Genomic DNA, 24575 nt, shown 5'->3' with positions numbered 1-24575 from the left:
CGGGCTGGCGTGCGGCGATGGCCCTTTGGGGGGGCGGCATGGCATTCCCGCCTCGGGTGAAGGCGAATTCCATCCCGACGCTTCGTTCCCCATAGAGGTCAGTGCCGGGTGATCTTGGCGAAGTCTTAAATCACAACGTTTCGTCTGCCTTGCCTTTGGCCTCGACAAGGTCGAATTTTCGGTCAATTCTTTATTGCCGGCTTGCGGATTGCGGTCCGAGGGCTGGTGGGCGCGGCTTCGAGGGATATGGCGATGGCGACCGGAACCGTTAAATGGTTCAATACCGAGAAAGGATACGGCTTCATTCAACCGGCGGACGGCGGCAAGGATGTGTTCGTGCACATCACTGCCGTAAAGGAAGCTGGCATGATGACGCTGACGGAAGGGCAGAAAATCGCGTTCGAGCTCAAGACGGAGCGCGGCAAGACTGCGGCAGGGGATCTGAAGCTCCTCTGAACCAACCGATCTCGTGACCTATGCGACCCGCCGCTCCGGTTGGAGCGGCGGAGAATTGTCCCATCGTCGATGGGCGCTGCCGTGAACAAGGTCGGCCTGCCCTGCGCGGCCGGACGGTGGAGCCGTCATTCAAGGCAGATCCAGGGACGCACCCCAGGCCATCCCAATTCACCAGGCTCAGAAACCACAGCCGCGCTGCGCGAGACGTCCGGCGCAGGCGCGCCGCGGAACGTCGTCCTGTTTTCCGCACGATAATTCGCTTGCACGAACGACGCTTTTGACATAAAGATATCTTTATATCTTTTTTCGAGCGTGGGAGGTGTTTGCGTGCGACAGCCGACGGCATTGTCCTCCGATGTGCTTCTGGCAGGCCTGAGGGCGGCCGGCGAGGAGACGCGGCTGCGCATCATCGCGCTGCTCTCCGAAGGCGAGCTTTCGGTCTCAGACCTCACCGACATTCTCGGCCAGTCGCAGCCGCGCATCTCGCGCCATCTCAAGCTCTTGGCCGAAGCCGGGCTGGTGCGACGCTCACGCGAGGGCGCCTGGGCCTTCTTCCGGCTCGACGAGACCGGGCCGGGCGGGGCCTTCGCCGCCTCGCTCGCCGCATGGCTCGATCTGAGCGATCCGGTGCTCGCCGCCGACCGTGAAAGGCTCGCCGCCGTCAGGGCGACGCGGGCCGAGGCCGCGCAAAGCTATTTCGCCAGCGTCGCGCGCGACTGGGACCGGTTGCGCGGCTTGCACGTGCCCGATCATGTCGTCGAGGCGGCGGTCGAACGGGCGGTGGGCGAGGGCACGCCCGGCGCCATGCTCGATCTCGGCACCGGAACGGGGCGGATGCTGGAGCGGATCGCGCCGAAGTTCGGCCGGGCCGTCGGCGTCGACGCCAACCATGCGATGCTGGCGGTGGCGCGCGCCAATCTGGAGCAGGCGGGGCTCTCGCGCGTCGAGCTCAGGCAGGGCGACATCTATGCTTTGCCTTTTGCGCGCGGCTCCTTCGATCTCGTCGTCGTCCATCAGGTGCTGCATTTCCTCGACGATCCCGGCCGGGCGGTGCGCGAGGCTGCGGCCATGCTGGCGCCGGGCGGTCGGTTGATCGTGGTCGATTTCGCCCCGCACGAGATGGAATTCCTGCGCAGCGAGCATGCGCATCGCCGGCTTGGCTTCTCGCGCCAGCAGATCGCGGGCTGGTTCACTGAGGCCGGGCTCGCCTGCGATCTCTCGCAGGAGGTGACGCTTGCCGATGGCGGCTCGGGCCAGCTCCCGGTCATGCTCTGGCGCGGGCGCGACCGGCGCGTCCAGGCCGATCCGCCGGCCCGCAAGATCAATCTCGAGGTTGCCTGATGAATGCCTTTCGCCCGAGCCGGCACGGTTCGCGCCGTCCGCGCGTCTCCTTCGAATTCTTCCCGCCGAAGTCGGAGGAGATGGAGGTTGCTCTCTGGGAGAGTGTGCGCCGGCTCGAGCCGCTCGGTCCCAGCTTCGTCTCCGTGACCTATGGCGCCGGTGGCTCGACCCGCGAGCGCACCCACGCCACGGTGAAGCGCATGGTCGAGGAGACCGCGCTGAAGCCTGCTGCGCATCTCACCTGCGTCTCGGCCTCGAAAGCGGAAGTGGACGAGGTGATCCGTTCCTATTGGGATGCCGGCGTGCGCCATGTCGTGGCGCTGCGCGGCGACCCGGCCGGCGGCCTCGGCACGACTTACGAAGCGCATCCGGAAGGCTATCACCAGACCTCCGATCTCGTCGCCGGTCTGAAGGCGATCGGCGATTTCGAGGTCACGGTCTCGGCCTATCCGGAGAAGCATCCGGAAGCGGCTTCGCTCGATGCCGACATCGATGCGCTGCAGAAGAAGGTCGATGCCGGCGCGACGCGGGCGATCACCCAGTTCTTCTTCGATAACGACGTCTATTTCCGCTATCTCGACAAGGTCCGCGCGCGCGGCATCGAGATCCCGATCCTGCCCGGCATCGTGCCGGTGCAGAACTTCAAGCAGACCGCGAGTTTCGCCCGCAAGACCGGCGCCAGCGTGCCGCAATGGCTGGCCGACCGTTTCGAAGGGCTGGAGGACGACGCCGCGACGCGCCGGCTGGTGGCGGCGGCCGTCTGCGCCGAGCAGGTGCTCGACCTGATCGACCGCGGCGTCACCGATTTGCATTTCTACACGATGAACAAGGCCGACCTCGTCTACGCCATCTGCCATCTCGTCGGCCTCAAGCCCGAGAAGCCGGCGGCGCAGGCCGTGGCGGCGGAGTAGACTGATGTCCGACTACAAGCCAGCTCCGGTCGATGGCGCCGAGATCGAGCGCTCGCTGCGCGAGGCCGCGCGGGAACGCATCCTCGTGCTCGATGGCGCGATGGGTACGCAGATCCAGGACCTCAAGCTTTCGGAAGCCGATTTCCGCGGCGAGCGCTTCAAGGGTTTCAACCACGACCTGAAGGGCAACAACGACATCATCGCCCTGACGCAGCCCGATGCGCTGCGCGACATCCATCTCGCCTATTTCCGGGCCGGTGCCGACATCGTCGAGACCAACACCTTCTCCGGCACCTCGATCGCCCAGGCCGATTACGGCATGGAGGCGCTGGTCTATGAGCTGAACGTCGAATGCGCCCGCATCGCCCGCGAGGCAGGGGCCATCGCGCAAAAGGAGGATGGCCGCCGCCGCTATGTCGCCGGCGCCATCGGCCCGACCAACCGCACGCTCTCGATCTCGCCTGATGTCAACAACCCCGGCTTCCGTGCCGTGACCTTCGATCAGGTCCGCGACGCCTATGCCGAGCAGGTGACGGGGCTGATCGACGGTGGCTCGGAACTGCTGCTGATCGAGACGATCTTCGACACGCTGAACGCCAAGGCCGCGATCGTCGCGATCGAGGAGGTGTTCCGGGCCAAGGGTATCCGCTTGCCGGTGATGATCTCCGGCACGATCACCGATCTCTCCGGCCGCACGCTGTCGGGCCAGACGGTCGAGGCCTTCTGGAACGCCGTGCGCCATGCCGCGCCGCTGACGGTCGGGCTCAACTGCGCGCTCGGCGCGCGCGAGATGCGGGCGCATATCAAGGACATGTCGCGCGTCGCGGACACGCTGGTCTGCGCCTATCCCAATGCCGGCCTGCCCAACGAATTCGGCCTTTATGACGAACGGCCCGAAGCCACGGCCAAGATGCTGGCCGAGTTCGCCGATGCCGGCTTCGTCAATGTCGTCGGCGGCTGCTGTGGCACCACCCCGGACCATATCCGCGCCATCGCGGAGGCCGTCGCCGGCAAGGCGCCGCGCCAGATGCCGGAGGTGAAGCCCTATCTCAGGCTCGCGGGGCTGGAGCCCTTCACGCTCGACGAGACCATCCCCTTCGTCAATATCGGCGAGCGGACCAACGTCACCGGCTCGGCGAAGTTCAGAAAGCTCGTCACGGCCGGCGACTACGCGGCCGCGCTCGACGTGGCGCGCGACCAGGTCGCCAACGGTGCGCAGGTCATCGACATCAACATGGATGAGGGCCTGCTCGATTCCGAGAAGGCGATGACGGAGTTCTGCAACCTGATCGCCTCGGAGCCGGATATCAGCCGCGTTCCGATCATGGTCGATTCCTCGAAGTTCCATGTCATCGAGGCCGGGCTGAAGACGATCCAGGGCAAGCCGATCGTCAACTCGATCTCGATGAAGGAGGGCGAGGCGGCCTTCCTCGAACATGCCCGCATCTGCCGCAACTACGGCGCGGCCGTCGTCGTCATGGCCTTCGACGAGGCCGGCCAGGCCGACACCTATGCCCGCAAGATCGAGATCTGCACGCGCGCCTACAAGCTCCTGACCGAGGAGATCGGCTTCCCGCCCGAGGACATCATCTTCGACCCGAACATCTTCGCGGTGGCGACGGGCATCGAGGAACACGACAATTACGGCAACGATTTCATCGAGGCCACGAAGACGATCCGCGAAACCCTGCCGCATGCCCATGTCTCGGGCGGCGTCTCGAACCTGTCCTTCTCGTTCCGCGGCAACGAGAAGGTCCGCGAAGCCATGCACTCGGTCTTCCTGTACCACTGCATCAAGGTCGGCATGGATATGGGCATCGTCAATGCAGGCCAGCTCGGCTCCTATGACGATCTCGACCCCGAACTGCGCGAGCTCTGCGAGGATGTCGTCCTCAACCGCCGCAAGGATGCGACCGAGCGGCTGCTGGAGGCGGCGCCGCGCTTCAAGGGCGATGGTTCGGTCGCGACGTCCGGCAAGGACCTGGCCTGGCGGGAGCTGCCGGTCGAGAAGCGGCTTGAGCATGCGCTGGTCGCCGGCATCACCGAATTCATCGATATCGACACGGAAGAGGCGCGGCTGAAGGCCGAGAAGCCGCTCCATGTCATCGAAGGGCCGCTGATGGCCGGTATGAACGTGGTCGGCGACCTGTTCGGCGCCGGCAAGATGTTCCTGCCGCAGGTGGTGAAGTCGGCCCGCGTGATGAAGCAGGCCGTCGCCTATCTCATGCCCTATATGGAGGAGGAGAAGCGCCTGAATGGCGGCGGCGAACGCTCGGCCGCCGGCAAGGTGCTGATGGCGACGGTGAAGGGCGATGTCCACGACATCGGCAAGAACATCGTCGGCGTCGTGCTCCAGTGCAACAATTACGAGGTCATCGACCTCGGCGTGATGGTGCCGACGCAGAAGATCCTCGACACGGCACGCAAGGAAAACGTCGATATCATCGGGCTCTCCGGCCTGATCACGCCCTCGCTCGACGAGATGGTGACCGTCGCCTCCGAGATGGAGCGGGAGGGCTTCGAGATTCCGCTGCTGATCGGCGGGGCGACGACGAGCCGCGTCCATACGGCGGTGAAGATCCATCCGGCCTATGAAAAGGGCCAGACGGTCTATGTCACCGACGCGTCGCGCGCTGTCGGCGTGGTCTCGACCCTGCTCTCGCAGGAGCAGAAGCCGGCCTATGTCGACGGCATCAAGGCCGAATACGCCAAGGTTGCCGCCGCCCATCGCCGCTCGGAGGCCGACAAGCAGCGCCTGCCGCTGGAGAAGGCGCGCGCCAACGCCTTCAGGCCGGACTGGACGAGCTATCTGCCGCCGAAGCCGAGCTTCCTCGGCACCCGCGTGTTCCGGACCTATGACATCGCCGATCTCGTGCCAGTGATCGACTGGACGCCGTTCTTCCAGACCTGGGAGCTGAAGGGCCGCTTCCCGGCCATCCTGGAGGACGAGAAGCAGGGCGAGGCGGCGCGCGCGCTCTGGGACGATGCGCAGACGATGCTGAAGCGCGTCGTCGAGGAGCGCTGGTTCAATCCGAAGGCGGTGATCGGCTTCTGGCCCGCGAACGCCGTCGGCGACGATATCCGCCTCTATACCGGCGAGAGCCGGCAGGAGACGCTCGCCACCTTCCACGGCCTGCGCCAGCAGCTTTCCAAGCGCGATGGCAAGCCGAATATGTGCATCTCCGACTTCGTCGCGCCGGAAGGCGGGGCTCCCGATTATATCGGCGCCTTTGTCGTCACATCGGGCGCGGAGGAGGAACGCATCTCCGAGAAGTTCGCCCGCGACAATGACGACTACCGCTCGATCATGGTCAAGGCGCTGGCGGATCGCTTCGCGGAAGCCTTCGCCGAGCGCATGCATCAGCTCGTGCGCAAGGAGTTCTGGGGCTATGCGCCGGATGAGGCCTTCTCCAACGAGGATCTGATCCGCGAGGAATATCAGGGCATCCGTCCCGCGCCGGGCTATCCGGCCCAGCCCGACCATACGGAGAAGGCGACGCTGTTCGAGCTGCTGCAGGCGGAGCGGCGCGTCGGCGTGAAGCTAACCGAGAGCTATGCGATGTGGCCCGGCTCCTCGGTCTCGGGCCTCTATCTCTCGCACCCGGAGGCCTATTATTTCGGCGTCGCCAAGGTCGAGCGCGACCAGGTCGAGGACTATGCCAAGCGCAAGGGCATGAGTATCGAGCAGGTCGAGCGCTGGCTGGCGCCGATCCTGAACTACGACGCCACCGCCTATCGTTTGCAGGCGGCGGAGTAAGCAGCAGGTGTCATGCCCGGGCTCGACCCGGGTTCTCCTGCCGGAGGCCAAGCCCGGCGTCCCTTCCTGAACGAGAGTCTCGGCTCTGCGCTTCGCTGCGTCCGGGAATGACGCCGCGGATGCCGATTATACAGATCCGGCGTGTTGAATTATCGGACCGGCTCGTTTAACCCGCGCCGGTCGGGAGTTGCCCGGCGGCAAGCCGGGCGGAGTGACCATGGCCGACGATAACGACGATTACGTCTACGACGAGGCGACGGGCGAGTGGCGCCCGGCTTCGGAGGTGGCGGCTGCTGCTGCCGCGAGCGCACGCGTCGAGGTCCGCGACGCCGCCGGCAATGTGCTGGCCGACGGCGATTCCGTCGTTCTGATCAAGGATCTCAAGGTGAAAGGCGCCGGCCAGACCCTTAAGCAGGGGACGGTGATCCGCTCGATCCGCCTGACTGATGATCCCGACGAGATCGATTGCCGCCACGATGCCATCAAGGGACTCGTGCTGCGCACCGAGTTCGTGCGCAAGCGCTGAGGCGCCGGCGACCGGCGCGCTGCGCCGGGGCCTATACGAGACTCACTGTGCCAGGCGCAATGGCGGGCTTGCCAGGGGACGATCGAACATCTGCAAGGTGTTGCCGCCGGTCATGCCGGCGACGTGAAGCGCGGCATGGGCCTCGGCAAAGAGGGCCGCGGGATCGCGGTGGCGTTCGCCATCGAGGACGACAGCGCCGATCGAGATCGTGAAGTCGATCACCGCATGTCCGCGCATGATCGGGCGGGACAACAGATGCTGCGCGTTCTCGAGACTGGCGGCGAGGCGCTGCTGCCCGGCCGACATCCGCAGCAGCAGGGCGAACTGGCTCTTGCCGATGCGGCTGCTGGCGAAAGCATCGGGGAAGAGCCGGGCGAGCCGCTCTTCGAAGCGGAGCAGCAATTCATCGCTGGCCGCCGCTCCGAAAGCATCAACGATGTCGTGAAAATCATCGATGTCGAGCATAATCAGCGCGAAGGTTTCCTGTTCGAAGCGCCGGTCGAGCAAGGCCTGGGCGACGAGGTCCTCGAAGCTGCGCCGAGCCGAGCGCTCGACGAGTGGATCGCGCTGCTTCAGCGTGGCGAGGCCTGTCCAAAGGCCTTTCTCGGCGGTGACATCCTGCTTCGAGCCGAAGATGCGGAACGGGCGGCCATGCTGATAGCCGACGCCGACGATCAGGCGCATCCAGCGCTTCTCGTTGCTTGCGGTGCGAATGCGGCAGTCGAGGGAGAAGGCCTCGCCGGTGCGGATCGCCTTGCTGCGCAGCCGATCCATCTCGGTGCGCGAGCTTTCCTCATAGAGGTCGAGGATCGACGAACGCTGGATCGTCGAGCCGCGCCGCAGGCCGAACAGATCGTAGACCCCGTCGGTCCAGCTCAGCGACACGTTTGCGAGATTGCACTCCCAGGCCCCGATGGAGGAGGGCTTGCCGGAAACCCGACAGAGCTCCGAAGCGATGCGCTGCTGCTCGATGTTCAAGGCCATCCCCTCCGGTCGCCTAGCCGGACAAACTACAATAGAGCAGGGGAGTTAAGCGAGCCTTGTGAGAGCTTCCCGGGCCTGCGGCTCCTCACGGGATCGCGATCAGGCCATGCGCGCGCCCTGCGTCGCGGCGAGCAGGTCGCGTAACGTCGTGATCGTGGAGGAATCGGCGACGCCGTCGACCTTCTCCGGGCGCCAGTGGCGCTGGAAGGCGGCGACGACCGCTTCCAGCTTCTCGTCGAAGACGCCGTCGACCGCGACGCCATAGCCGAGCATGGCGAACATGGCCTGCAGCGCCTCGACCGGCTGGCCGCTCTCGCCACGGGCGAAGAAGCGCCCGCCGCGAATCGGCGGGGCTTCAGTCCAGAGGCCGACGCCGCCTTCCGCGAAATGCCGCCAGGGAAATTTCTCGCCGGGGTCGATCTTGCGGCCGGGCGCAACGTCCGAATGGGCGAGCACCCGCTCGGGCGGGATCGACCAGCGCTCGCAGATGTCGCGGCAGAGGTTCAGCGTCGCCGCGATCTGCGCATCGGGAAAGTCGGGCAGGCCGCCGGGGTGGCCGGGATTGGCGATCTCGATGCCGATCGAGCAGGAGTTGATGTCGGTCTCGCCGGCCCAATGCGAAGCGCCGGCATGCCAGGCACGCCGGCCCTCCGGCACGAGCTGGAGCGTATGGCCGTTCTCGAAGACGAAATAATGCGAGGAGACCTGCGAGACCGGGTTGCACAGCCATTGCAGCGCCTCTCCCGCGATCGGCATGCCGGTGTAGTGCAGGATCAGCATGTCGGGCCGGCGGCCGGGCGTGCCGTCGGGGTTCTTCCGCTCGCCATGGTTGGGCGAGGGGAAGATCTTGGCGGCGAAGCGGCTGTCCGGTCCGGCTGAGGCGGGATTGGCTGCGGCGGAGCTGACGATCTCGTCCATGGGATGGCGTGTCAGGCGGGCTGATGCGAGAGGCGGCGATGCAGGCCGCGCTCGTGCTGGATCGCGTCCCAGGCGGCATTGATGGCCGCGAGACGCTTGGTCGCGATCGCGACGGCTTCGGCCGGAAGGCCCCGCGCGATCTCGCGGTCCGGATGCGTCGCCGCGACGAGGCGGCGATAATGCCGTTTCAGCTCGTCATCGTTCATCTCGCGGTTGGCGCCGATGACCAGATAGGGATCGTCGCGGCGGCGGACATGCCGCGCCTCGATGCGGGCGAAGTCGCTGTCGGCGATGCCGAAGATACCGGCGACGGCACGGAGATAGGCATGCTCGGCCTCATGGATCGCGCCATCGGCGGCAGCGATCAGGAAGAGGCCGTCGAGCACGTCCTCCAGCAGCGCCGGCTCGTCATGGAACGCGCCCGCGATCTGCGTGGCATAGGCCTCGAAGCCGGCGCTGGTCTGCTTGGCGAGATTGAACAGCGCCTCGACACGCTCCTGCTGATCGGCCGGCACATCGACGATGCGCCGGAACGCGGTGACCTCGTCACAGGTCACGACACCGTCTGAGCGCGCCATCTTGGCGGCCAGCGCGACGAGGCCGGTGGTGAAGACGAGCTCGCGCGGGGCCGGGCCGAAGGGAGCGCCTTCGCGATCGATCAGCACATGCCCGGCGAGAGCCCCCAGGAGCGCGCCCAACGGGCCGCCCAGCGCGAGCCCAAGCCCGCCGCCACCGAGCGCACCCCAGAATGATGAAGCCATAAAAGGCCGGGTCTCCCGTGAATCCCATGCGCCGAAGCGCGGCTTGCATGATGGGAGCGCGGAGGGCTGCGATCAAGAGGCGGCCGGTCGACGAGCCCGCAACGCGACGGCCTGACGCATCGAATCGTACGAATTGATCGGAATGCGGCGGAAACGTGGCCGCGATTCGCTTTTGTTGCTTCGCGGCGCCTCCCGATGCGCCGGCGAAGCTTATAGGGCCGCCGAATACGTTTAAATACTTCGCAGCTTAATATAGATTAAATTCCGCGTTTCACAATCTACATGGTCTTTTTCTGTCGATGATGTCAGATTATGGACACATTCCATCAGCATTTGACCGCACCTTCCAATCAGTTCTGTCCAGATGAGGTTCGGTTCATCATGCGGTATGTCTTTGGCGGTCTCGCTGCTGCGCTCCTGATTAGCCTTCCCGCGATTGCGTCGGCGGGGGAATTCGTGAACGCGGAAACGGACCCCAGGGCGCTGCTCGTTCGCGACGCGGAAATTGCCCGTGAGAAAGCCGGTGACACGACCGGAAGCCTGGGCACTGCCGCGACCAAGGCGGCGGCGAAAACGGGCAAGGAGGCCCGTGCCGCCGCGAAGGAAGATCTCCGCCACGTCAAGGCCGCCGAGGCGCGTTCCGGCAGGACGCCGCTCGCCGCGCCGGCCGGTTCCGAGGGGCTGAGGGCGCTGGTCGCCCGCCATGCCGCCGAGAACGGGATTCCGTTCTCGTTGGCCGATGCCGTGGTGCGGATCGAGAGCCGCTACAACCCGCGCGCATCCCATGCCGGCAATTTCGGCCTGATGCAGATCCGCCATCAGACTGCACGCGGCCTGGGCTACTCCGGCGGTGCGAACGGGCTGCTCGATGCCGAGACCAACGCCCGCTACGGCATGAAATATCTGGCGATGGCCTATCGGATGGCCGGCGGCGATACCTGCCGCACCGTCATGAAGTACCAGAGCGGGCATATGACGACGCATATGAACGGCGCCAACCGCACCTACTGTGCCAAAGTGCGCACCATCACCGCTCGCAACTGACCGCTATTTTGCGGCCGCGCTTGACGCCGGCCGCGCCAGCGCGCATCTCCCCTTCGCCAGTCGGCCGGACGGCCGCTCTCGCTTGCGAGGGAGGAAAGTCCGGGCTCCACGGAAACACGGTGCCGGATAACGTCCGGCGGGGGCGACCCCAGGGAAAGCGCCACAGAGATCGAACCGCCTTCGGCTTCGGCCGCAGGTAAGGGTGAAAAGGTGCGGTAAGAGCGCACCGCGGGCCCGGCAACGGGGCCGGCATGGCAAGCCCCACCGGGAGCAAAACCGAATAGGGACGATGCTTTTCGCGCAAGCGGGGAGGGGCTGGTTTCTGAGCCTTGTCGTCCGGGTTGGTTGCTCGAGGCGCGCAGCAATGCGCGTCCCAGAGGAATGGCCGTCACGTCGGGGGAGCGATCCTCCGGCCATCCAGAACCCGGCTTATAGGCCGACTGGCACCTACCGGATGCGGAAAGGGCCGGGAGCGATCCCGGCCCTTTCGCTTGTCCTGCACCGTGCGGCTCTCAGGCGACCTTCAGCTCGACGTCGATGTTACCGCGCGTGGCGTGGGAATACGGGCAGACGATATGGGCCTTCTGGACGAGGTCCTCGACCACCGCCCTGTCGACGCCGGGAACGGAGATCGTCAGCTTGGCCGCAATGCCGAAGCCGGTGCCGTCGTCGCGCGGGCCGATGCCGATATCGGCGCTGACGCGGGCGTCTTCCGGGATCTTCACCTTCTCCTTGCCGGCGACGAACTTCAGCGCGCCGAGGAAACAGGCCGAATAGCCCATCGAGAAAAGCTGCTCGGGATTGGTGCCGTCGCCGCCGCCGCCGCCGAGTTCCTTCGGCGTGTTCAGCACGAGCTTGACGTTGCCGGTATCGGTTGCGGCCTGGCCTTCGCGGCCGCCGGTGGCGGAGCCATGGGCGGTGTAGAGGATCTTCATGGTCGGGTTCCTTCTCTCTCGGGTGAACCAATGCTTGCCATTTAGATTGTGTGCAATTAAATTGTCAACAATGAAATTTGAGATGGTCACGCGGAGTTGATTGTCGCTCCGGTTTCGGCTTTGCGTTGAGAAGGCGATGGCAGAGGCATGATGGTGTCCGGGGACAAATCCGACCGCGAGCAGAACGACGCCGCCACGCCGCGGCTCGACCAGCAATTGTGCTTCGCGATCTATCAGGCGAGCCATGCCTTCAACCGCGTCTACCGGCCGGTGCTGGCCGAGCTCGGGCTGACCTATCCGCAATATCTCGTCATGCTCGCATTGTGGGAAGATGACGGGCCGACGGTGAAGGCGCTCGGCAAAAGGCTGATGCTGGATTCCGGCACGCTGACGCCGCTGCTGAAGCGGCTCGAGAGTGCGGGCGTCCTCCGGCGCGAGCGCGACGCGGCCGATGAGCGGCAGGTGCGCATCCATCTGAGCGAGAAGGGCGAGGCCCTGCGCGCACAGGGCCGTCGCGTTCAGGAGGCGATCGGCTGCGCTCTGGGCGCCACCGCGCCCGGCGCCAAGGGGCTGCGCGAGCAGCTCGGCCTTGTCCGGGATGCCCTGCTGGCGGCCGCCCGCGAGGATTGAGCGGAAATTTTTTGCAGGCTCTCGCTCGGTCCGCCGCTTTGAATTGCGGCGGAAACGAGGCGAATTCCCCGTGCTTACGGATACTTAACCATAACGGGCTGTGATGGCAGCGAGCCATCGCAGGCACCGACTCGTGCCGGCGATTCCATTGACGCCCATGATTGCCCATGATATCCCAAATCATCCCGTCGAAGCCGACAGGCAGTTCTCAGATCAGGCTCCGTGTGCCGCGCGGATTTTGGTCGCCGGGCGCTGCTTGCCTGCTTCGACGGAGGGGTTTTCCGCCGCAGGGACCTGTGTCCCGCGGTGATGTGGAGAGCAGGCCGGGAGGCGGCGTTGATGGACCGCTTCGTCTCGAACTTCACCAACCGGCTGGACGCCAAGGGGCGCGTTTCCATTCCTTCGAGCTTTCGCTCCGTTCTCGCGAAGGACGGCTACGAGGGGCTTTACGTCCATCAGGGGCTCGACCTGCCGGCGCTCGATGCCGGGGGCAACGCGCTGCGGGCGACGATCGACGACATCCTGGCGCGCTTCTCGCCGTTCTCGGACGAGTGGGAGCTGCTCTCGACGGCGCTGAACGGCACCTCGGAGGTGCTGAAGGTCGACCCGGAAGGGCGGATCGTGCTGAGCGAGGCGCTGAAAGCGCATGCCGGCATCGGCGACGCGGTGACGTTCGTCGGGCATGGCCACAAATTCCAGATCTGGGAGCCGGAGCGCTTCCGCGCCCATCTCGACGCGGCGCGGAGCCGGCTGCGCGACGTCAAGCGGACGCTTGGAGGATTGACCGTTACGGCAGGAGGTTCGAGCTCATGACGGACCAGGGTGACCGTCGTGACGGTGCCGGTGACGAGGCGCCTCGTCACGTGCCCGTGCTTCTCGCGGAGGTTCTGGCCGCGCTCGCGCCGAAGCCGGGCGGGCGCTATCTCGACGGCACCTTCGGGGCAGGGGGCTACAGCAAGGCGATCCTCGATGTCGCGCCGGATGCGATCCTGCTCGGGCTCGACCGTGATCCGAGCGCGATCGCGGGCGGGGCCGATCTGGTTGCGGCGATGGCCGGGCGGCTGACGCTGTCGCAGGCGCGCTTCGGCGAACTCGCCGAGGAGGCCGAGCGCTTCCGCATGGTCCCGCTCGACGGCGTCGTGCTCGATATCGGCGTCTCGTCGATGCAGATCGATCAGCCCGAGCGCGGTTTTTCGTTCCGCTTCGACGGTCCGCTCGACATGCGCATGAGCGGCGAGGGGCAAAGCGCCGCCGATATCGTCAACGAGGCCGAGGAAGGGCTGCTCGCCAATATCTTCTATCACTATGGGGAGGAGCGCCGTTCGCGCGCCGTGGCGCGGGCCGTGATCGAGGCGCGCCGCAAGGCGCCGCTGGCCACAACGAAGCAGCTTGCCGATCTGGTCGCCGGCATCGTCAGGGGCGAGCCCGGCGGGGCGCATCCGGCGACGCGGGTGTTCCAGGCGCTGCGCATCGCGGTCAATGACGAGCTCGGCGAGCTGGTTCGCGCCCTGCATGCGGCGGAGGCCGTGCTGGGTCCGGGCGGACGGCTGGTGGTCGTGACCTTCCATTCGCTGGAAGACCGCATCGTCAAGCAATTCCTGGCCGAACGCTCCGGCCGCGTCCCGTCCGGCTCGCGCCATGCGCCGGCGGTCGCGGCAAGGCAACCGACCTTCCGCCTCGTCGAGAGGGGCGCGGTCGCGCCCTCCGAGGCGGAGATGCGGGCCAATCCGCGGGCGCGCTCGGCCAAGCTGCGCGTCGCCGAGCGCCTCGATGCGCCGCCGCGCCGGGCCGAGGCCGGGCTCGTCGCGCTCGCCGGCATTCCCGAACCCTCGCCACGCCGGAGAAGCTGAGCGTGATCAAGTTTCTCCATGTCATCGCCATCGGCGCGCTCGTCTCCTCGGCGGTCTATGCCTACACGATCAAGTACGAGACGACGCTGGCGACCGAGCATCTGCAGAAGCTCAAGACCAAGACGCAGCGCGAGCGCGACGCGATCCAGGTGCTCAAGGCGGAATGGCAATTCCTCAACCGCCCTGACCGCATCCAGACGCTGGCCGACCGGCATCTCGATCTGCAGCCCTTCCAGGCGACGCAGGTGGTGAAGCCGTCCGAGATTCCCAATCGCGGCCCCAAGGTCGATGCCATCGGCCGCAAGCTCGAGGATCTGGGCCTCGGCCTGCCGACGGAGACGCCGAAAAGCGCCAAGGCGAGCGCGACCACGCCCGGAGCCATGCCATGACCGACACGACCCGGACCGAACAGGCCCCCGCGGCCGAGACGGAAATCTTCGAGGCGCCCGTCCAGCGTTCGCGTCTCGCCTGGCTGCGCGACGTCTTCCATATGAGTGGCGAGAAGGCGCAGCCGCGCGTCGGCCTCGTCATCCTCGGCTTCTCGGTGCTGTTCATCGCGATCACCGCCCGGCTTGCGCTGCTGGCGACGCTGCCGAACGAGCAGGTCGGCATCCGGCGGGCGAGCTCGAACGCGATTTCGGCGGCCCGGCCCGACATCGTCGACCGCAATGGCGAGATCCTCGCCACCGATATCGGCGTCGTCTCGGTCTTCGCCGAGCCGCGCAAGATCCTCGACAAGGACGAGGCGACCGAGCTTTTGACGGCCGTGCTGCCCGAACTCGACGCCAAGGATCTGCGCGACAAGCTCGGCACCAAGAAGGGCTTCGTCTGGGTCAAGCGCGAGATCACCCCACGCCAGCAGGCGGAGGTCTACCGCCTCGGAATACCCGGCGTCGGCTTCCTGCCCGAGCACAAGCGCTTCTACCCGAACGGCCCGGCCGCGGCCCATGTGCTCGGCTTCGCCAATATCGACAATATCGGTATCGCCGGGATGGAGAAGTACATCGACTCGCAAGGGCTGCAGGACCTGAACGGCGCCGGCCTCACCAGCCAGGCGAGCGACCTGAAGCCGATCAAGCTCTCGATCGATTTGCGCGTCGAGCATGTGCTGCGCGACGAGCTGGTCAAGGGCATGGAGCGTTTCAAGGCGATCGCCGCCGCGGGCGCGATCATGGACGTCACCACCGGCGAGGTCATTGCGCTGGTCTCGCTGCCGGATTTCGACCCGAACAATCCGGTCGATGCGCTGGAGAAGGACCGGATCAACCGGATGAGTGTCGGCGTCTACGAGATGGGCTCGACCTTCAAGGCCCTGACCATCGCGATGGCGCTGGATTCCGGCAAGGTCAACATCAACTCCAGCTTCTCGACCGCCGGCGGGATGATGCGGTTCGGCCGCCAGGTCATCAAGGAATATCACGGCACCGGCCGGACCCTGACTGTCCCCGAGGTCTTCGTGCATTCCTCGAACATGGGCTCGATCAAGATGGCGCTGGCCGTCGGCGTCGAGGGCCATAAGGCTTTCCTCAAGAAGATGATGCAGCTCGACCGGATGACGACGGAGTTGCCGGAGAGCGCTGCCCCGATCGTTCCGCAGCGCTGGGGCGAGATCAACACCGCGACCATCGCCTTCGGCCACGGCCTTGCCGTCGCGCCGCTGCAGGCGATCGCTGCGGTCGGCGCGCTGGTCAATGGCGGCTATCTGATGAAGCCGACCTTCCTGAAGCGCTCGCAGGAGGAGGCGATGCAGGTCGCGACCCGCGTGATCAAGCCGGAGACCTCCGAGGCGCTGCGCTTCATCATGCGCATCAACGGCGAGAAGGGTTCGGCCAAGAAGGCGGATGTCGCCGGCTATTTCGTCGGCGGCAAGACCGGCACGGCCGAAAAGGTCATCGGTGGTCGCTATTCCAAGAACAAGAACTTCACGACCTTCACGGCCATCGTGCCGTCCGACAAGCCGCGCTATCTCTTCCTCACCATCTATGACGAGCCGAAGGGCTATGCCGAGAGCGGCGGTTATTCGACTGCGGCCTGGAACGGCGGCGTCACCACGGGCAAGCTGATCGAACGCGCGGCTCCGCTGCTCGGCGTCGCACCGCGCTTCGACCCGCCGCCTTCGCCCTTCCCGCTGATGGCGAAGCTCGGGGCCTGGGGCTCGCGCTGATCTCGGCCTATAACGGTGAGCATGACGATGACCGGACTGAGCCTCGGAGACCTCTTTCCCGAGACCTTCGAGGCTGACGCCGCCAGTCAGCCGGTGCATGGCGTCTCCTTCGACAGCCGCAAGGTCACGGGGGACGACGTCTTCGTCGCGCTTGCCGGCGCCAAGGCGGATGGCGCGCGCTTCATCATGGATGCGGTGGGACATGGCGCCATCGCCGTCGTTTCGGGCGGCCCGCGCCCGGCGGATCTGCCGGCCGGCGTCGCCTTCGCCGAGGTCGAGGACCCGCGCCTCGCGCTGGCGCTGGCGGCAGCGAAGCTCCATCCGCGCCAGCCCGAAACCATCGTCGCTGTGACAGGGACGAGCGGAAAATCCTCGGTCGCCGACTTCACCCGCCAGATCTTCCAGTCGCTCGGGCGCTCCTCTGCCAGCGTCGGCACGATCGGCGTGGTCACCGCGAAGGGTGCCGATTACGGCTCTCTGACCACGCCCGACCCGCTTTCGCTGCATGCCACGCTCGACAGGCTGGCCGGCGAGGGCGTCTCCCATCTCGCGATGGAGGCCTCCTCGCATGGGCTCGACCAGCGCCGGCTCGATGGGGTGCGTCTGAAGGCAGGAGCCTTCCTCAATCTCGGCCGCGACCATCTCGACTATCACCCGAGCGTCGAGGATTACCTTGCCGCGAAGCTCCGGCTCTGGGACTTGCTGCCGGCCGGGGCGCCGGTTGTGATCAACCGGGACGAGCCCTATGCCGAAGAGGCGGCGCGCGCCGCTGAAGCAGGCGGGCACCCGATCATCGGCGTCGGCCGCAAGGGCGAGACGCTGACGCTGCTGGCCAATGAGCGGGACGGTTTCGTGCAGCGGCTGAGCATCGGTTTCGGCGGTGAGCGGATTTCGGTTTCGCTGCCGCTGGTCGGTGACTTCATGGCCGGAAACGCGCTGGTCGCGGCCGGGCTCGCCATCGCGACCGGCGAGGACAAGCGACGGGCGTTAGAGGCGATTTCCGGGCTGGAGGGGGTGGCGGGACGGCTCGAACGGGTCGGCGAAGCCAATGGCGCGCTCGTTGTCGTCGACTACGCCCACAAGCCCGATGCGCTCGCTGCGGTCCTGACGACGCTTCGTCCCTATGCGACGGGGCGGCTGATCTGCGTCTTCGGCTGCGGTGGCGATCGCGACAAGGGCAAGCGACCGCTGATGGGCGCCATCGCCGCCGAGAAGGCCGACATCGCCATCGTCACCGACGACAATCCGCGCAGCGAGGATCCGTCGGTGATCCGGGCCGAGATCATGGCCGCCTCGCCGAGGCTCCTGGAAATCGGCGACCGCGAGGAGGCGATCAGAAGCGCGGTATGCATGCTGATGCCTGGGGATTTGCTGGTCGTGGCCGGAAAAGGCCATGAAACCGGCCAGATCGTGGGCGAGCGCACATTGCCGTTCTCCGATCACGACGTGGTCCGGAAAGCGTTGTCGGAGATCCAGTGATGAGCGCGCCCCTGTGGAGCGGAGACAAGTTGATCGCCGCGCTTGGCGCGCGGTCCGAAGGCGCCGTGCCGCCGGTTGTGACGGGCGCCTCGATCGACACCCGCACGCTGGAGCCCGGCGACGTCTTCTTCGCCATCACCGGAGAGGCGCGTAACGGGCACGACTTCGTCAAGGGCGCGCTGGAGAAGGGCGCGGCGCTCGCGGTGATCGATGAGGCCCATGCGGCGGAATTCAACGGGGCGGGCGCGCTCGCCATCGTTCCCGATGTGCTCAAAGCGATGGAGGCTGCCGGCTCGGCCCGCCGGGCAGAGCTGAAGGCCGGTGTCGTCGCCGTCACTGGATCGGTCGGCAAGACCGGCACCAAGGAGGCGCTGCGCCTCGTGCTCTCGCGCCAGGGCAAGACCCATGCGCCGGTCGCCTCCTACAACAACCATTGGGGCGTGCCGCTGACGCTGGTTCGCACTCCGGCCGGTGTCGCCTATGGCGTTTACGAGATCGGCATGAACAGCCCCGGCGAGATCGTGCCGCTGGCGCGGCTGGTGCGCCCGCAGGTCGCCATCGTCACCACGATCGCGCCTGTGCATCTCGCCGCCTTCGCCTCGCTCGAAGGCATCGCGGAGGAGAAGGCCGGGGTCTATTGGGAGCTCGAAAAGGGCGGCACGGCGATCGTCAATGCCGACATCCCGCAATCCGAACTGCTGCGCGACATCGCCAAATCCGGTCCGGCCGGGCGGATCATCACTTTCGGCGAAAGCCCCGATGCCGATGTCCGGCTCGTCTCCTGCGCGCTGAAGCCCGACATCTCGACGGTCGAGGCGCGGGTGCTCGGCCAACCGGTGACCTACAAACTCGGCAGCCCGGGCAGGCATATCGTGCTGAACTCGCTGGCCGTGCTGGCGGCGGTGCATGCGCTCGGCGCCGATCTCGCGCTGGCCGCGCTGGCGCTCGCCGATCTCAAGCCGCCGGCGGGACGTGGCGCGCGACAGGTGCTGCAGATGCCGGGCGGACGCTTCACGCTGCTCGACGAAAGCTATAACGGCAACCCCGCCTCGATGCGGGCCGCGATCGAGAATCTCGGGCGCCTGCCGGTCGAGGGCAGGGGGCGGCGCATCGCGGTGCTCGGCGATATGCTCGAGCTCGGTCCGAGCGGGGCTGAGCTGCACAAGGGGCTGGCGGAGCCGCTCGTCACGAACGGCATCGACAGGGTCTTCGCCTGCGGGCCGCTGATGAAAGGGCTCTATGAGAGCTTGCCTTCGGCCATGCGGGGGGCTTATGCCCCCGCGGCGGGCGAATTGGAGCCGCTCGTGCTCGAGGCGGTCCGCGCCGGCGACGTCGTCACGGTCAAGGGATCGCTGGGCTCGCGCATGGGGCCGATCGTCAAGGCGCTCCTCGCGCGCTTTCCTGCCGTGCCGTCCGAAGACTGAACCACCCTCCGAACGTTTCCCGAAAGATCACCAAGACATGCTCGCCTGGCTCGCCGAATTGTCCGGCACCTTCCCCGTGCTGAACGTCTTCCGCTACATCACCTTCCGGGCGGGCGGGGCGACGGCGACGGCGCTGCTCTTCGTCTTCTTCTTCGGGCCGGCGGCGATCTCCTGGCTGCGCATCAAGCAGGGCAAGGGCCAGCCGATCCGCACCGACGGCCCTGAATCGCATCTCGCCAAGCGCGGCACGCCGACCATGGGCGGGCTGATGATCCTGTCCGGTCTGTTCGCCGCCGTGCTGCTCTGGGGCAATCTGCGCAACCCCTATGTCTGGATCGTGCTGGGCGTCACCGCTGCCTACGGCGCCATCGGCTTCTATGACGACTTCCTGAAGGTGACCAAGCAGTCGCATAAGGGTTTCTCGGGCAGGGCGCGCATCGCCATCGAGGTCGTGGTCGCGCTGATCGCCTGCTACCTCATCATGCAGATTCAGCCCCCGGCGATCTCGTCGGGCTTCGCCATGCCCTTCCTCAAGGAGGCGATCATCCCGCTCGGCATCCTGTTCCCGCTGGTCACGGCCTTCGTGGTGGTGGGCGCCGGCAATTCCGTGAACCTGACGGACGGGCTCGACGGGCTCGCCATCGTGCCGGTGATGATCGCGGCCGGCACCTTCGGCTTCATCTCCTATCTCGTCGGCAACGTCATCTTCGCCAACTACCTGCAGATCCATCACGTTCCCGGCGCGGGCGAGCTTGCGGTGATCTGCGGGGCGGTGATCGGGGCGGGGCTCGGCTTTCTCTGGTTCAACGCGCCGCCGGCCCAGATCTTCATGGGCGACACCGGCTCGCTCGGCCTTGGCGGGCTGCTCGGCACCATCGCGGTGGCGATCAAGCATGAGATCGTGCTCGCCGTCGTCGGCGGCCTCTTCGTGGTCGAGGCGCTCTCGGTCATCATCCAGGTCGGGGTGTTCAAGCGCACCGGCAAGCGCGTCTTCCTGATGGCGCCGATCCACCACCATTTCGAGAAGCTGGGCTGGACCGAGCCGCAGGTGGTGATCCGTTTCTGGATCATCTCCGTCGTGCTGGCGCTGGTCGGCCTCGCCACGCTGAAGCTGCGTTGAGAGCGGAAAGATGACGCCCGTCACGGTCTTCGCCGGGCGCAAGGTCGCCCTGTTCGGCCTCGGTGGTTCCGGCCTTGCCACGGCACGCGCGCTGAAGGCGGGCGGTGCCGAGGTCGCCGCCTGGGACGACAATGAGAAAAGCCGCGAGAAGGCGGCGGCCGAGGGCATCGCCGTCGTCGATCTCGCCAGCGCCGACTGGTCGGGCTTCGCGGCTTTCGTGCTCTCGCCCGGCGTGCCGCTGACCCATCCCGAGCCGCACTGGACGGTCGGGAAGGCCAACGCAGCCGGTGTCGCGATCATCGGCGATGTCGAATTGTTCTTCCTGGAGCGGGCGAAGATCGCGCCGGCTTCTCCGGTCGTCTGCATCACCGGCACCAACGGGAAGTCGACCACGACGGCGCTGATCGCGCATGTGCTGAAGCAGGCCGGTCGCGACGTCCAGATGGGCGGCAATATCGGCACGGCCGTATTGGCGCTGGAGCCGCCGGCGGCGAACCGCATCCATGTCATCGAGTGCTCGAGCTACCAGATCGACCTCGCGCCTTCGCTCGCGCCGACCGTCGGCATCCAGATGAATCTGACGCCGGATCATCTCGACCGGCATGGCTCGTTGGAGAACTATGCGGGGATCAAGGAGCGGCTGGTTTCGGCGGCGGACATCGCCGTGGTCGGCGTCGATGACGAACCTTCCAAGCAGATGGCGCGCCGCCGCGCCGCCGGGGGCCGCCCGCTGGTGAAGATCAGCGGCGAGCAGCCACTGGACGAGGGCGTCTTTGCGGGCGTCACCGCCAATCAGGGCCGGCTCGATACGCGCATCGTCGAGGTCAAGGACGGCAAGCCCCGCGTCGTCGCCAATCTCGCCGGCATCGGCTCCTTGCGCGGCTCGCACAATGCGCAGAATGCGGCCGCGGCCTTCGCTGCCTGCTCGGCGCTGGGTCTGAGCGCGGGGGAGATCGAAGCAGGCTTCAAGACCTATCCGGGGCTGGCGCACCGCATGGAGGAACTCGGCCGGATCGGCCGCGTCGTCTTCATCAACGACTCCAAAGCCACGAACGCGGATTCTACGGAGAAGGCGCTGACCTCCTTCCGCGATATCTTCTGGATACTCGGCGGCAAGGCCAAGGAGGGCGGCATCGAGTCCTTGCGCCGCTATTTCCCCAATATCGCGCGGGCCTATCTGATCGGCGCTGCGAGCGACCTCTTCGCCGCGACCTTCGACGATGACGGGCGCGTCGCCTATGAGCGCAGCGTCACGCTCGACAAGGCGGTGGCCGATGCGACGCGCGACGCGCTGACGAAATCCGGCGAGGGCGAGATCGCGGTGCTGCTCTCGCCGGCCTGTGCCTCCTTCGACCAGTTCCCGAATTTCGAGGTGCGCGGCGAGGCGTTCCGCAAGCTGGTCATGGCGTTGCCGGGATTCGAGCCTTTCGGGACTGCCGGAAAGCCGGCTGCCCCGAAAGGGTAGTCAGGTTCAGGACGCCGGGCAGGCAGAGCCGCTATCGGCCCAGGCTTGCATCAGCGCGCCGAATTCTGCTGCCGTACCCGGAGCGGGCGTGCGCCCCTTGCCGGGGTTCCAGCCCCAGAGCACGAGCGTGTCGGTGGTGACATGCTTGACCAGCGCAGTGAGGTCGCGGCTGCCATTGCGGTTCTGGTCCTTCAACTGCTCGCAGATCTGGGCGAGGCTCTTGCCTTCCCAGGCCATGGAGGCGGGGGCCAGCGCCCAATGCCCGTCGCCGGGGATCCGGGCGGGATCGTAGTTCTCCTTGCCGTGGCAGGTCGAACATTGCAGGCCGGGCGCGCCGTGCCCGTCCTTGCCGCGTACGACGAGCGGCTCATGCAGCTTTCGGATATCGCCCTGGCGCGGCCGCTCCGTTGCCGGATGGCAGTTCATGCAGCGCGGACTCTGGAGGACCTTGCCCATCTCGTTGAAGAGCGCGACCGAGCGGTCGCGCTGGTTGGCGATGGAGGCGAAGCTCGCCGCCGGGCGCAAGCTCGCGCCGCCGGGCTGAGGGCTGTTCTGCGCCAGCGTCAGCGCGCTGCCGGTGACGCAGACCGCTAGTGCCGCCGCGGCGGCGAGGAGGAGGTTGCGGCCCATCAGACGCTGCCTCCCTGCATCGGCAACTGGCGCGGCCGGCCGTGACCGAGCGCAGCGAGCGCATTGGCGACGGCGGGGCCGATCGGCGGGACGCCGGGCTCGCCGATGCCGCTCGGCTTCTCGGTCGAGGTGATGATCCTGACCTCGACCTCCGGCATCTCGTTGATGCGCAGCGAGCGGTATTCGTGGAAGTTGGTCTGGACCGGCCGGCCGCCATCGAGGGTGATCTGGCCGTAGAGGGCATGGCCGAGGCCGAAGCCGATGCCGCCTTCGACCTGGGCACGGATGATGTCAGGATTGACGGCGACGCCGCAATCCACCGCGCACCAGACCTTGTGCACCTTCGGCTCGCCCTCCGGCCCCATCGAGACCTCGGCGATCTGGGCCACGAAAGAACCGAAGCTCTCGACGACGGCGACGCCGCGGGCGCGTCCGTCCACCGGCGCGCCTCCCTTCCAGCCCGCCAGATCGGCGACGGCCTTGAGCACGCCGGCGGCGCGCGGATGCCTGTCGCCCATCATGGCGAGCCGGCCCTGCACCGGGTCCTGCCCGGCGGCTTGCAGCAATTCGTCGACGAAGCATTCGACGGCATAGCCGGTATGGGTATGGCCGACGGAGCGCCACCACAAAGTCGGCACGCCGACCTTGGGATTATGCACCTCGCAACGGAAATCCGGCACCTCGTAGAAGATCTCGTTGGCGCCCTCGACGGAGGTCGCGTCGATGCCGTTCTTGACGACCATCGCCTCGAAGGGCGTGCCGAGGAAGAAGGACTGGCCGACGAGCGTGCTAGACCATGCCGCGATCTTGCCGTCCTTCACCGCGCCCCGGAAGCGATGGACGAAGAGCGGGCGGTAATAGCCGCCGGTCAGGTCGTCCTCACGCGTCCAGACCACCTTGACCGGGCGATTCGGGCCGATCGTCTTGGCGACGGTGGCGAGTTCGGCCGCGAGATGCTGGCTGACCTGCGCGCGCCGGCCGAAGCTGCCGCCGGCGAGCATGGTCTCGAGCGTCACCTTCTCCGGCGGCAGGCCGAGGACGGCGGCGATGGTCTGGTGCTCAGTCGTCTGGAACTGGCTGCCGAAACGGGCATGCGCCTTTTCGCCATCCCATTCGAGATAGCCGTCGAGCGGCTCCATCGGCGCATGTGCCAGATAGGGGAAGACGAACTCCGCCTCGATGACCTTGTCGGCCTTGCCCAGCGCGGCCTCGGCGTCGCCATGGCTGCCGGCGACCGTGCCGGGCTGGTGGGCGAGCTTGCGGTATTCGGCGATCAGCTCGGTGCTGCCGCGTTTTTCGGCGGCGCTGTCGTCCCAAGTGACTTTCAGCGCCTCGCGGCCCTTCAGCGCCGGCCACATGCCATTGGCATAGACCGCGACGCCGTAGCCGATCGATTTCACATCGACGACGCCCTTGACCTTGAGCGCCTCGGCCGCATCGAAGCTCGCGACCTTGCCGCCGAAGCGCGGTGAGCGGGCGACGACGACCGTCAGCATGTTCGGCGCGTGGATATCGATGGTGAACTGCGCCTTGCCGCGCGACTTGTCGGCGCTGTCGAGGCGCTTCACGGCGCCTTCCTTGCCGATCAGCTTGTAGGCTGAGGCCGGCTTCAGCGGCGGGTTTTCGGGCACGGGCAGTTTCGAGGCCGCTTCCGCGAACTCCCCGAACGAGCCCTTGCGGCCGGAAGTGTGGCTGATGACACCGTCGGAGACGGTGATCTCGCCGGCGGGAACCTTCCAGGCATCGGCAGCGGCCTGCACCAGCATCATGCGGGCGGCGGCGCCGGCCTTGCGCATCTGCTCCCAGCTATTGGCGATGGCGGTCGAGCCGCCGGTGCCCTGCACCCCGAAGGCGAGATTGGCATAGAGCTTGACGTCGGCCGGGGCGTGCTCGGCGCGCATCTGGCTCCAGGCGGCGTCCATCTCCTCGGCTGCGAGCGTGGCGAGACCGGTGAAGGGACCCTGGCCGAACTCGATATGCTTGATCAGCACGGTCACGGTCGAGTCGGGCGCGACGCGGATGAAGGCGTTCGGGGCGAAGGTGGCGTTGCCGCCCGGCCGATAGGCCGCGCCGGCGCCGGACTGGGCCTTCGCGGCGCGCGGCAGGTGGAAGCCGATGACGAGGGCGCCGGCGCCGGCCAGCAGCGAGCGGCGGGAGAGCTTGGGATCATGTGCGGTCAT

21 protein-coding genes and 1 other RNA gene are annotated in these 24575 nt (G+C 66.8%); 16 read left to right on the top strand and 6 right to left on the bottom strand.

All coding sequences use genetic code 11. The features are described from left to right. Nucleotides 1-252 precede the first annotated feature (252 nt). The 5 genes from GY40_RS04235 to GY40_RS04215 all read left to right on the top strand — a co-directional run bounded on the left by GY40_RS04235 (nucleotide 253) and on the right by GY40_RS04215 (nucleotide 6991). The gene (locus tag GY40_RS04235; RefSeq protein WP_038358911.1) at nucleotides 253-456 is read left to right on the top strand and encodes a cold-shock protein; all 204 of its coding nucleotides are present in this window, start codon (nucleotides 253-255) and stop codon (nucleotides 454-456) included. Between the two features lie 327 nt (nucleotides 457-783). Further along, nucleotides 784-1797, top strand: coding sequence for an ArsR/SmtB family transcription factor (locus tag GY40_RS04230; RefSeq protein WP_038358909.1), 1014 nt, complete (start codon nucleotides 784-786; stop codon nucleotides 1795-1797). Further along, entirely contained in the window at nucleotides 1797-2708 is a 912-nt protein-coding gene (metF, locus tag GY40_RS04225) for a methylenetetrahydrofolate reductase [NAD(P)H] (RefSeq protein ID WP_113252494.1), read from the top strand. The genes GY40_RS04230 and metF overlap by 1 nt, the downstream gene beginning before the upstream one ends. Before the next feature lie 4 nt (nucleotides 2709-2712). Continuing rightward, nucleotides 2713-6465, top strand: coding sequence for a methionine synthase (gene metH / locus GY40_RS04220; protein ID WP_038358904.1), 3753 nt, complete (start codon nucleotides 2713-2715; stop codon nucleotides 6463-6465). Between the two features lie 217 nt (nucleotides 6466-6682). Further along, on the top strand, nucleotides 6683-6991 hold the full coding sequence (locus GY40_RS04215) for an alkylphosphonate utilization protein (RefSeq protein WP_038358901.1): 309 nt from the start codon (nucleotides 6683-6685) through the stop codon (nucleotides 6989-6991). A 42-nt stretch (nucleotides 6992-7033) separates the two neighbouring features. Here GY40_RS04215 and GY40_RS04210 read toward each other — a convergent pair whose 3' ends face one another. The 3 genes from GY40_RS04210 to GY40_RS04200 all read right to left on the bottom strand — a co-directional run bounded on the left by GY40_RS04210 (nucleotide 7034) and on the right by GY40_RS04200 (nucleotide 9654). After that, a complete protein-coding gene (locus tag GY40_RS04210; protein ID WP_197062696.1) occupies nucleotides 7034-7969 on the bottom strand; it encodes a diguanylate cyclase domain-containing protein in 936 nt (311 codons plus the stop codon). A gap of 105 nt (nucleotides 7970-8074) precedes the next feature. Next, the gene (locus tag GY40_RS04205) at nucleotides 8075-8893 is read right to left on the bottom strand and encodes an N-acetylmuramoyl-L-alanine amidase (protein WP_081925125.1); all 819 of its coding nucleotides are present in this window, start codon (nucleotides 8891-8893) and stop codon (nucleotides 8075-8077) included. A gap of 11 nt (nucleotides 8894-8904) precedes the next feature. Further along, nucleotides 8905-9654 carry a molecular chaperone DjiA gene (locus tag GY40_RS04200; RefSeq protein WP_038358897.1) on the bottom strand — a complete coding sequence of 250 codons (750 nt, stop codon included), beginning with the start codon at nucleotides 9652-9654 and terminating at the stop codon, nucleotides 8905-8907. Between the two features lie 312 nt (nucleotides 9655-9966). On the opposite strand from GY40_RS04200, the gene GY40_RS26430 reads away from it, so the two are divergent. Together GY40_RS26430 and rnpB are read left to right on the top strand one after the other, a co-directional pair. After that, nucleotides 9967-10698 (top strand): lytic transglycosylase domain-containing protein, encoded by a 732-nt coding sequence (locus tag GY40_RS26430; RefSeq protein WP_051987496.1) that lies wholly within the window; start codon nucleotides 9967-9969, stop codon nucleotides 10696-10698. A 56-nt stretch (nucleotides 10699-10754) separates the two neighbouring features. Continuing rightward, nucleotides 10755-11146, top strand: an RNA gene (gene rnpB / locus GY40_RS26500) — RNase P RNA component class A. Between the two features lie 64 nt (nucleotides 11147-11210). Here rnpB and GY40_RS04190 read toward each other — a convergent pair. Next, nucleotides 11211-11633, bottom strand: coding sequence for an organic hydroperoxide resistance protein (locus tag GY40_RS04190; RefSeq protein ID WP_038358895.1), 423 nt, complete (start codon nucleotides 11631-11633; stop codon nucleotides 11211-11213). A 147-nt stretch (nucleotides 11634-11780) separates the two neighbouring features. Between GY40_RS04190 and GY40_RS04185 the strand changes: the two genes are divergently transcribed. The 9 genes from GY40_RS04185 (at nucleotide 11781) to murD (ending at nucleotide 21765) form a co-directional block, all read left to right on the top strand. Further along, on the top strand, nucleotides 11781-12263 hold the full coding sequence (locus GY40_RS04185) for a MarR family winged helix-turn-helix transcriptional regulator (protein WP_156115863.1): 483 nt from the start codon (nucleotides 11781-11783) through the stop codon (nucleotides 12261-12263). Between the two features lie 339 nt (nucleotides 12264-12602). Continuing rightward, complete coding sequence (locus GY40_RS04180; protein WP_051987495.1) at nucleotides 12603-13076, top strand: division/cell wall cluster transcriptional repressor MraZ; 474 nt, start codon at nucleotides 12603-12605, stop codon at nucleotides 13074-13076. Further along, on the top strand, nucleotides 13073-14113 hold the full coding sequence (rsmH, locus tag GY40_RS04175) for a 16S rRNA (cytosine(1402)-N(4))-methyltransferase RsmH (RefSeq protein WP_051987494.1): 1041 nt from the start codon (nucleotides 13073-13075) through the stop codon (nucleotides 14111-14113). The genes GY40_RS04180 and rsmH overlap by 4 nt, the downstream gene beginning before the upstream one ends. 2 nt (nucleotides 14114-14115) lie before the next feature. Beyond that, nucleotides 14116-14502 carry a cell division protein FtsL gene (locus GY40_RS04170; RefSeq protein WP_038358891.1) on the top strand — a complete coding sequence of 129 codons (387 nt, stop codon included), beginning with the start codon at nucleotides 14116-14118 and terminating at the stop codon, nucleotides 14500-14502. After that, nucleotides 14499-16277 (top strand): peptidoglycan D,D-transpeptidase FtsI family protein, encoded by a 1779-nt coding sequence (locus GY40_RS04165; RefSeq protein ID WP_038358888.1) that lies wholly within the window; start codon nucleotides 14499-14501, stop codon nucleotides 16275-16277. The genes GY40_RS04170 and GY40_RS04165 overlap by 4 nt, the downstream gene beginning before the upstream one ends. Before the next feature lie 27 nt (nucleotides 16278-16304). Continuing rightward, on the top strand, nucleotides 16305-17756 hold the full coding sequence (locus tag GY40_RS04160; RefSeq protein ID WP_038360028.1) for a UDP-N-acetylmuramoyl-L-alanyl-D-glutamate--2,6-diaminopimelate ligase: 1452 nt from the start codon (nucleotides 16305-16307) through the stop codon (nucleotides 17754-17756). After that, a complete protein-coding gene (locus GY40_RS04155) occupies nucleotides 17756-19180 on the top strand; it encodes a UDP-N-acetylmuramoylalanyl-D-glutamyl-2,6-diaminopimelate--D-alanyl-D-alanine ligase (protein ID WP_038358885.1) in 1425 nt (474 codons plus the stop codon). Before GY40_RS04160 ends, GY40_RS04155 begins: the two co-directional genes overlap by 1 nt. Before the next feature lie 37 nt (nucleotides 19181-19217). After that, the gene (gene mraY, locus GY40_RS04150) at nucleotides 19218-20300 is read left to right on the top strand and encodes a phospho-N-acetylmuramoyl-pentapeptide-transferase (RefSeq protein ID WP_038358883.1); all 1083 of its coding nucleotides are present in this window, start codon (nucleotides 19218-19220) and stop codon (nucleotides 20298-20300) included. 10 nt (nucleotides 20301-20310) lie between these two features. After that, a complete protein-coding gene (gene murD / locus GY40_RS04145; protein WP_038358881.1) occupies nucleotides 20311-21765 on the top strand; it encodes a UDP-N-acetylmuramoyl-L-alanine--D-glutamate ligase in 1455 nt (484 codons plus the stop codon). 6 nt (nucleotides 21766-21771) lie between these two features. Here murD and GY40_RS04140 read toward each other — a convergent pair whose 3' ends face one another. Continuing rightward, complete coding sequence (locus GY40_RS04140; protein WP_038358880.1) at nucleotides 21772-22395, bottom strand: hypothetical protein; 624 nt, start codon at nucleotides 22393-22395, stop codon at nucleotides 21772-21774. Continuing rightward, nucleotides 22395-24575 (bottom strand): xanthine dehydrogenase family protein molybdopterin-binding subunit, encoded by a 2181-nt coding sequence (locus tag GY40_RS04135; RefSeq protein WP_038358878.1) that lies wholly within the window; start codon nucleotides 24573-24575, stop codon nucleotides 22395-22397. Before GY40_RS04135 ends, GY40_RS04140 begins: the two co-directional genes overlap by 1 nt.

The sequence above is a fragment of the Allobosea sp. UNC402CLCol genome, assembly GCF_000745475.1.
In the GTDB taxonomy this organism is placed as follows: Bacteria; Pseudomonadota; Alphaproteobacteria; order Rhizobiales; family Beijerinckiaceae; genus Allobosea; species Allobosea spartocytisi.
This window is presented reverse-complemented; position numbering and strand designations above follow the sequence as displayed.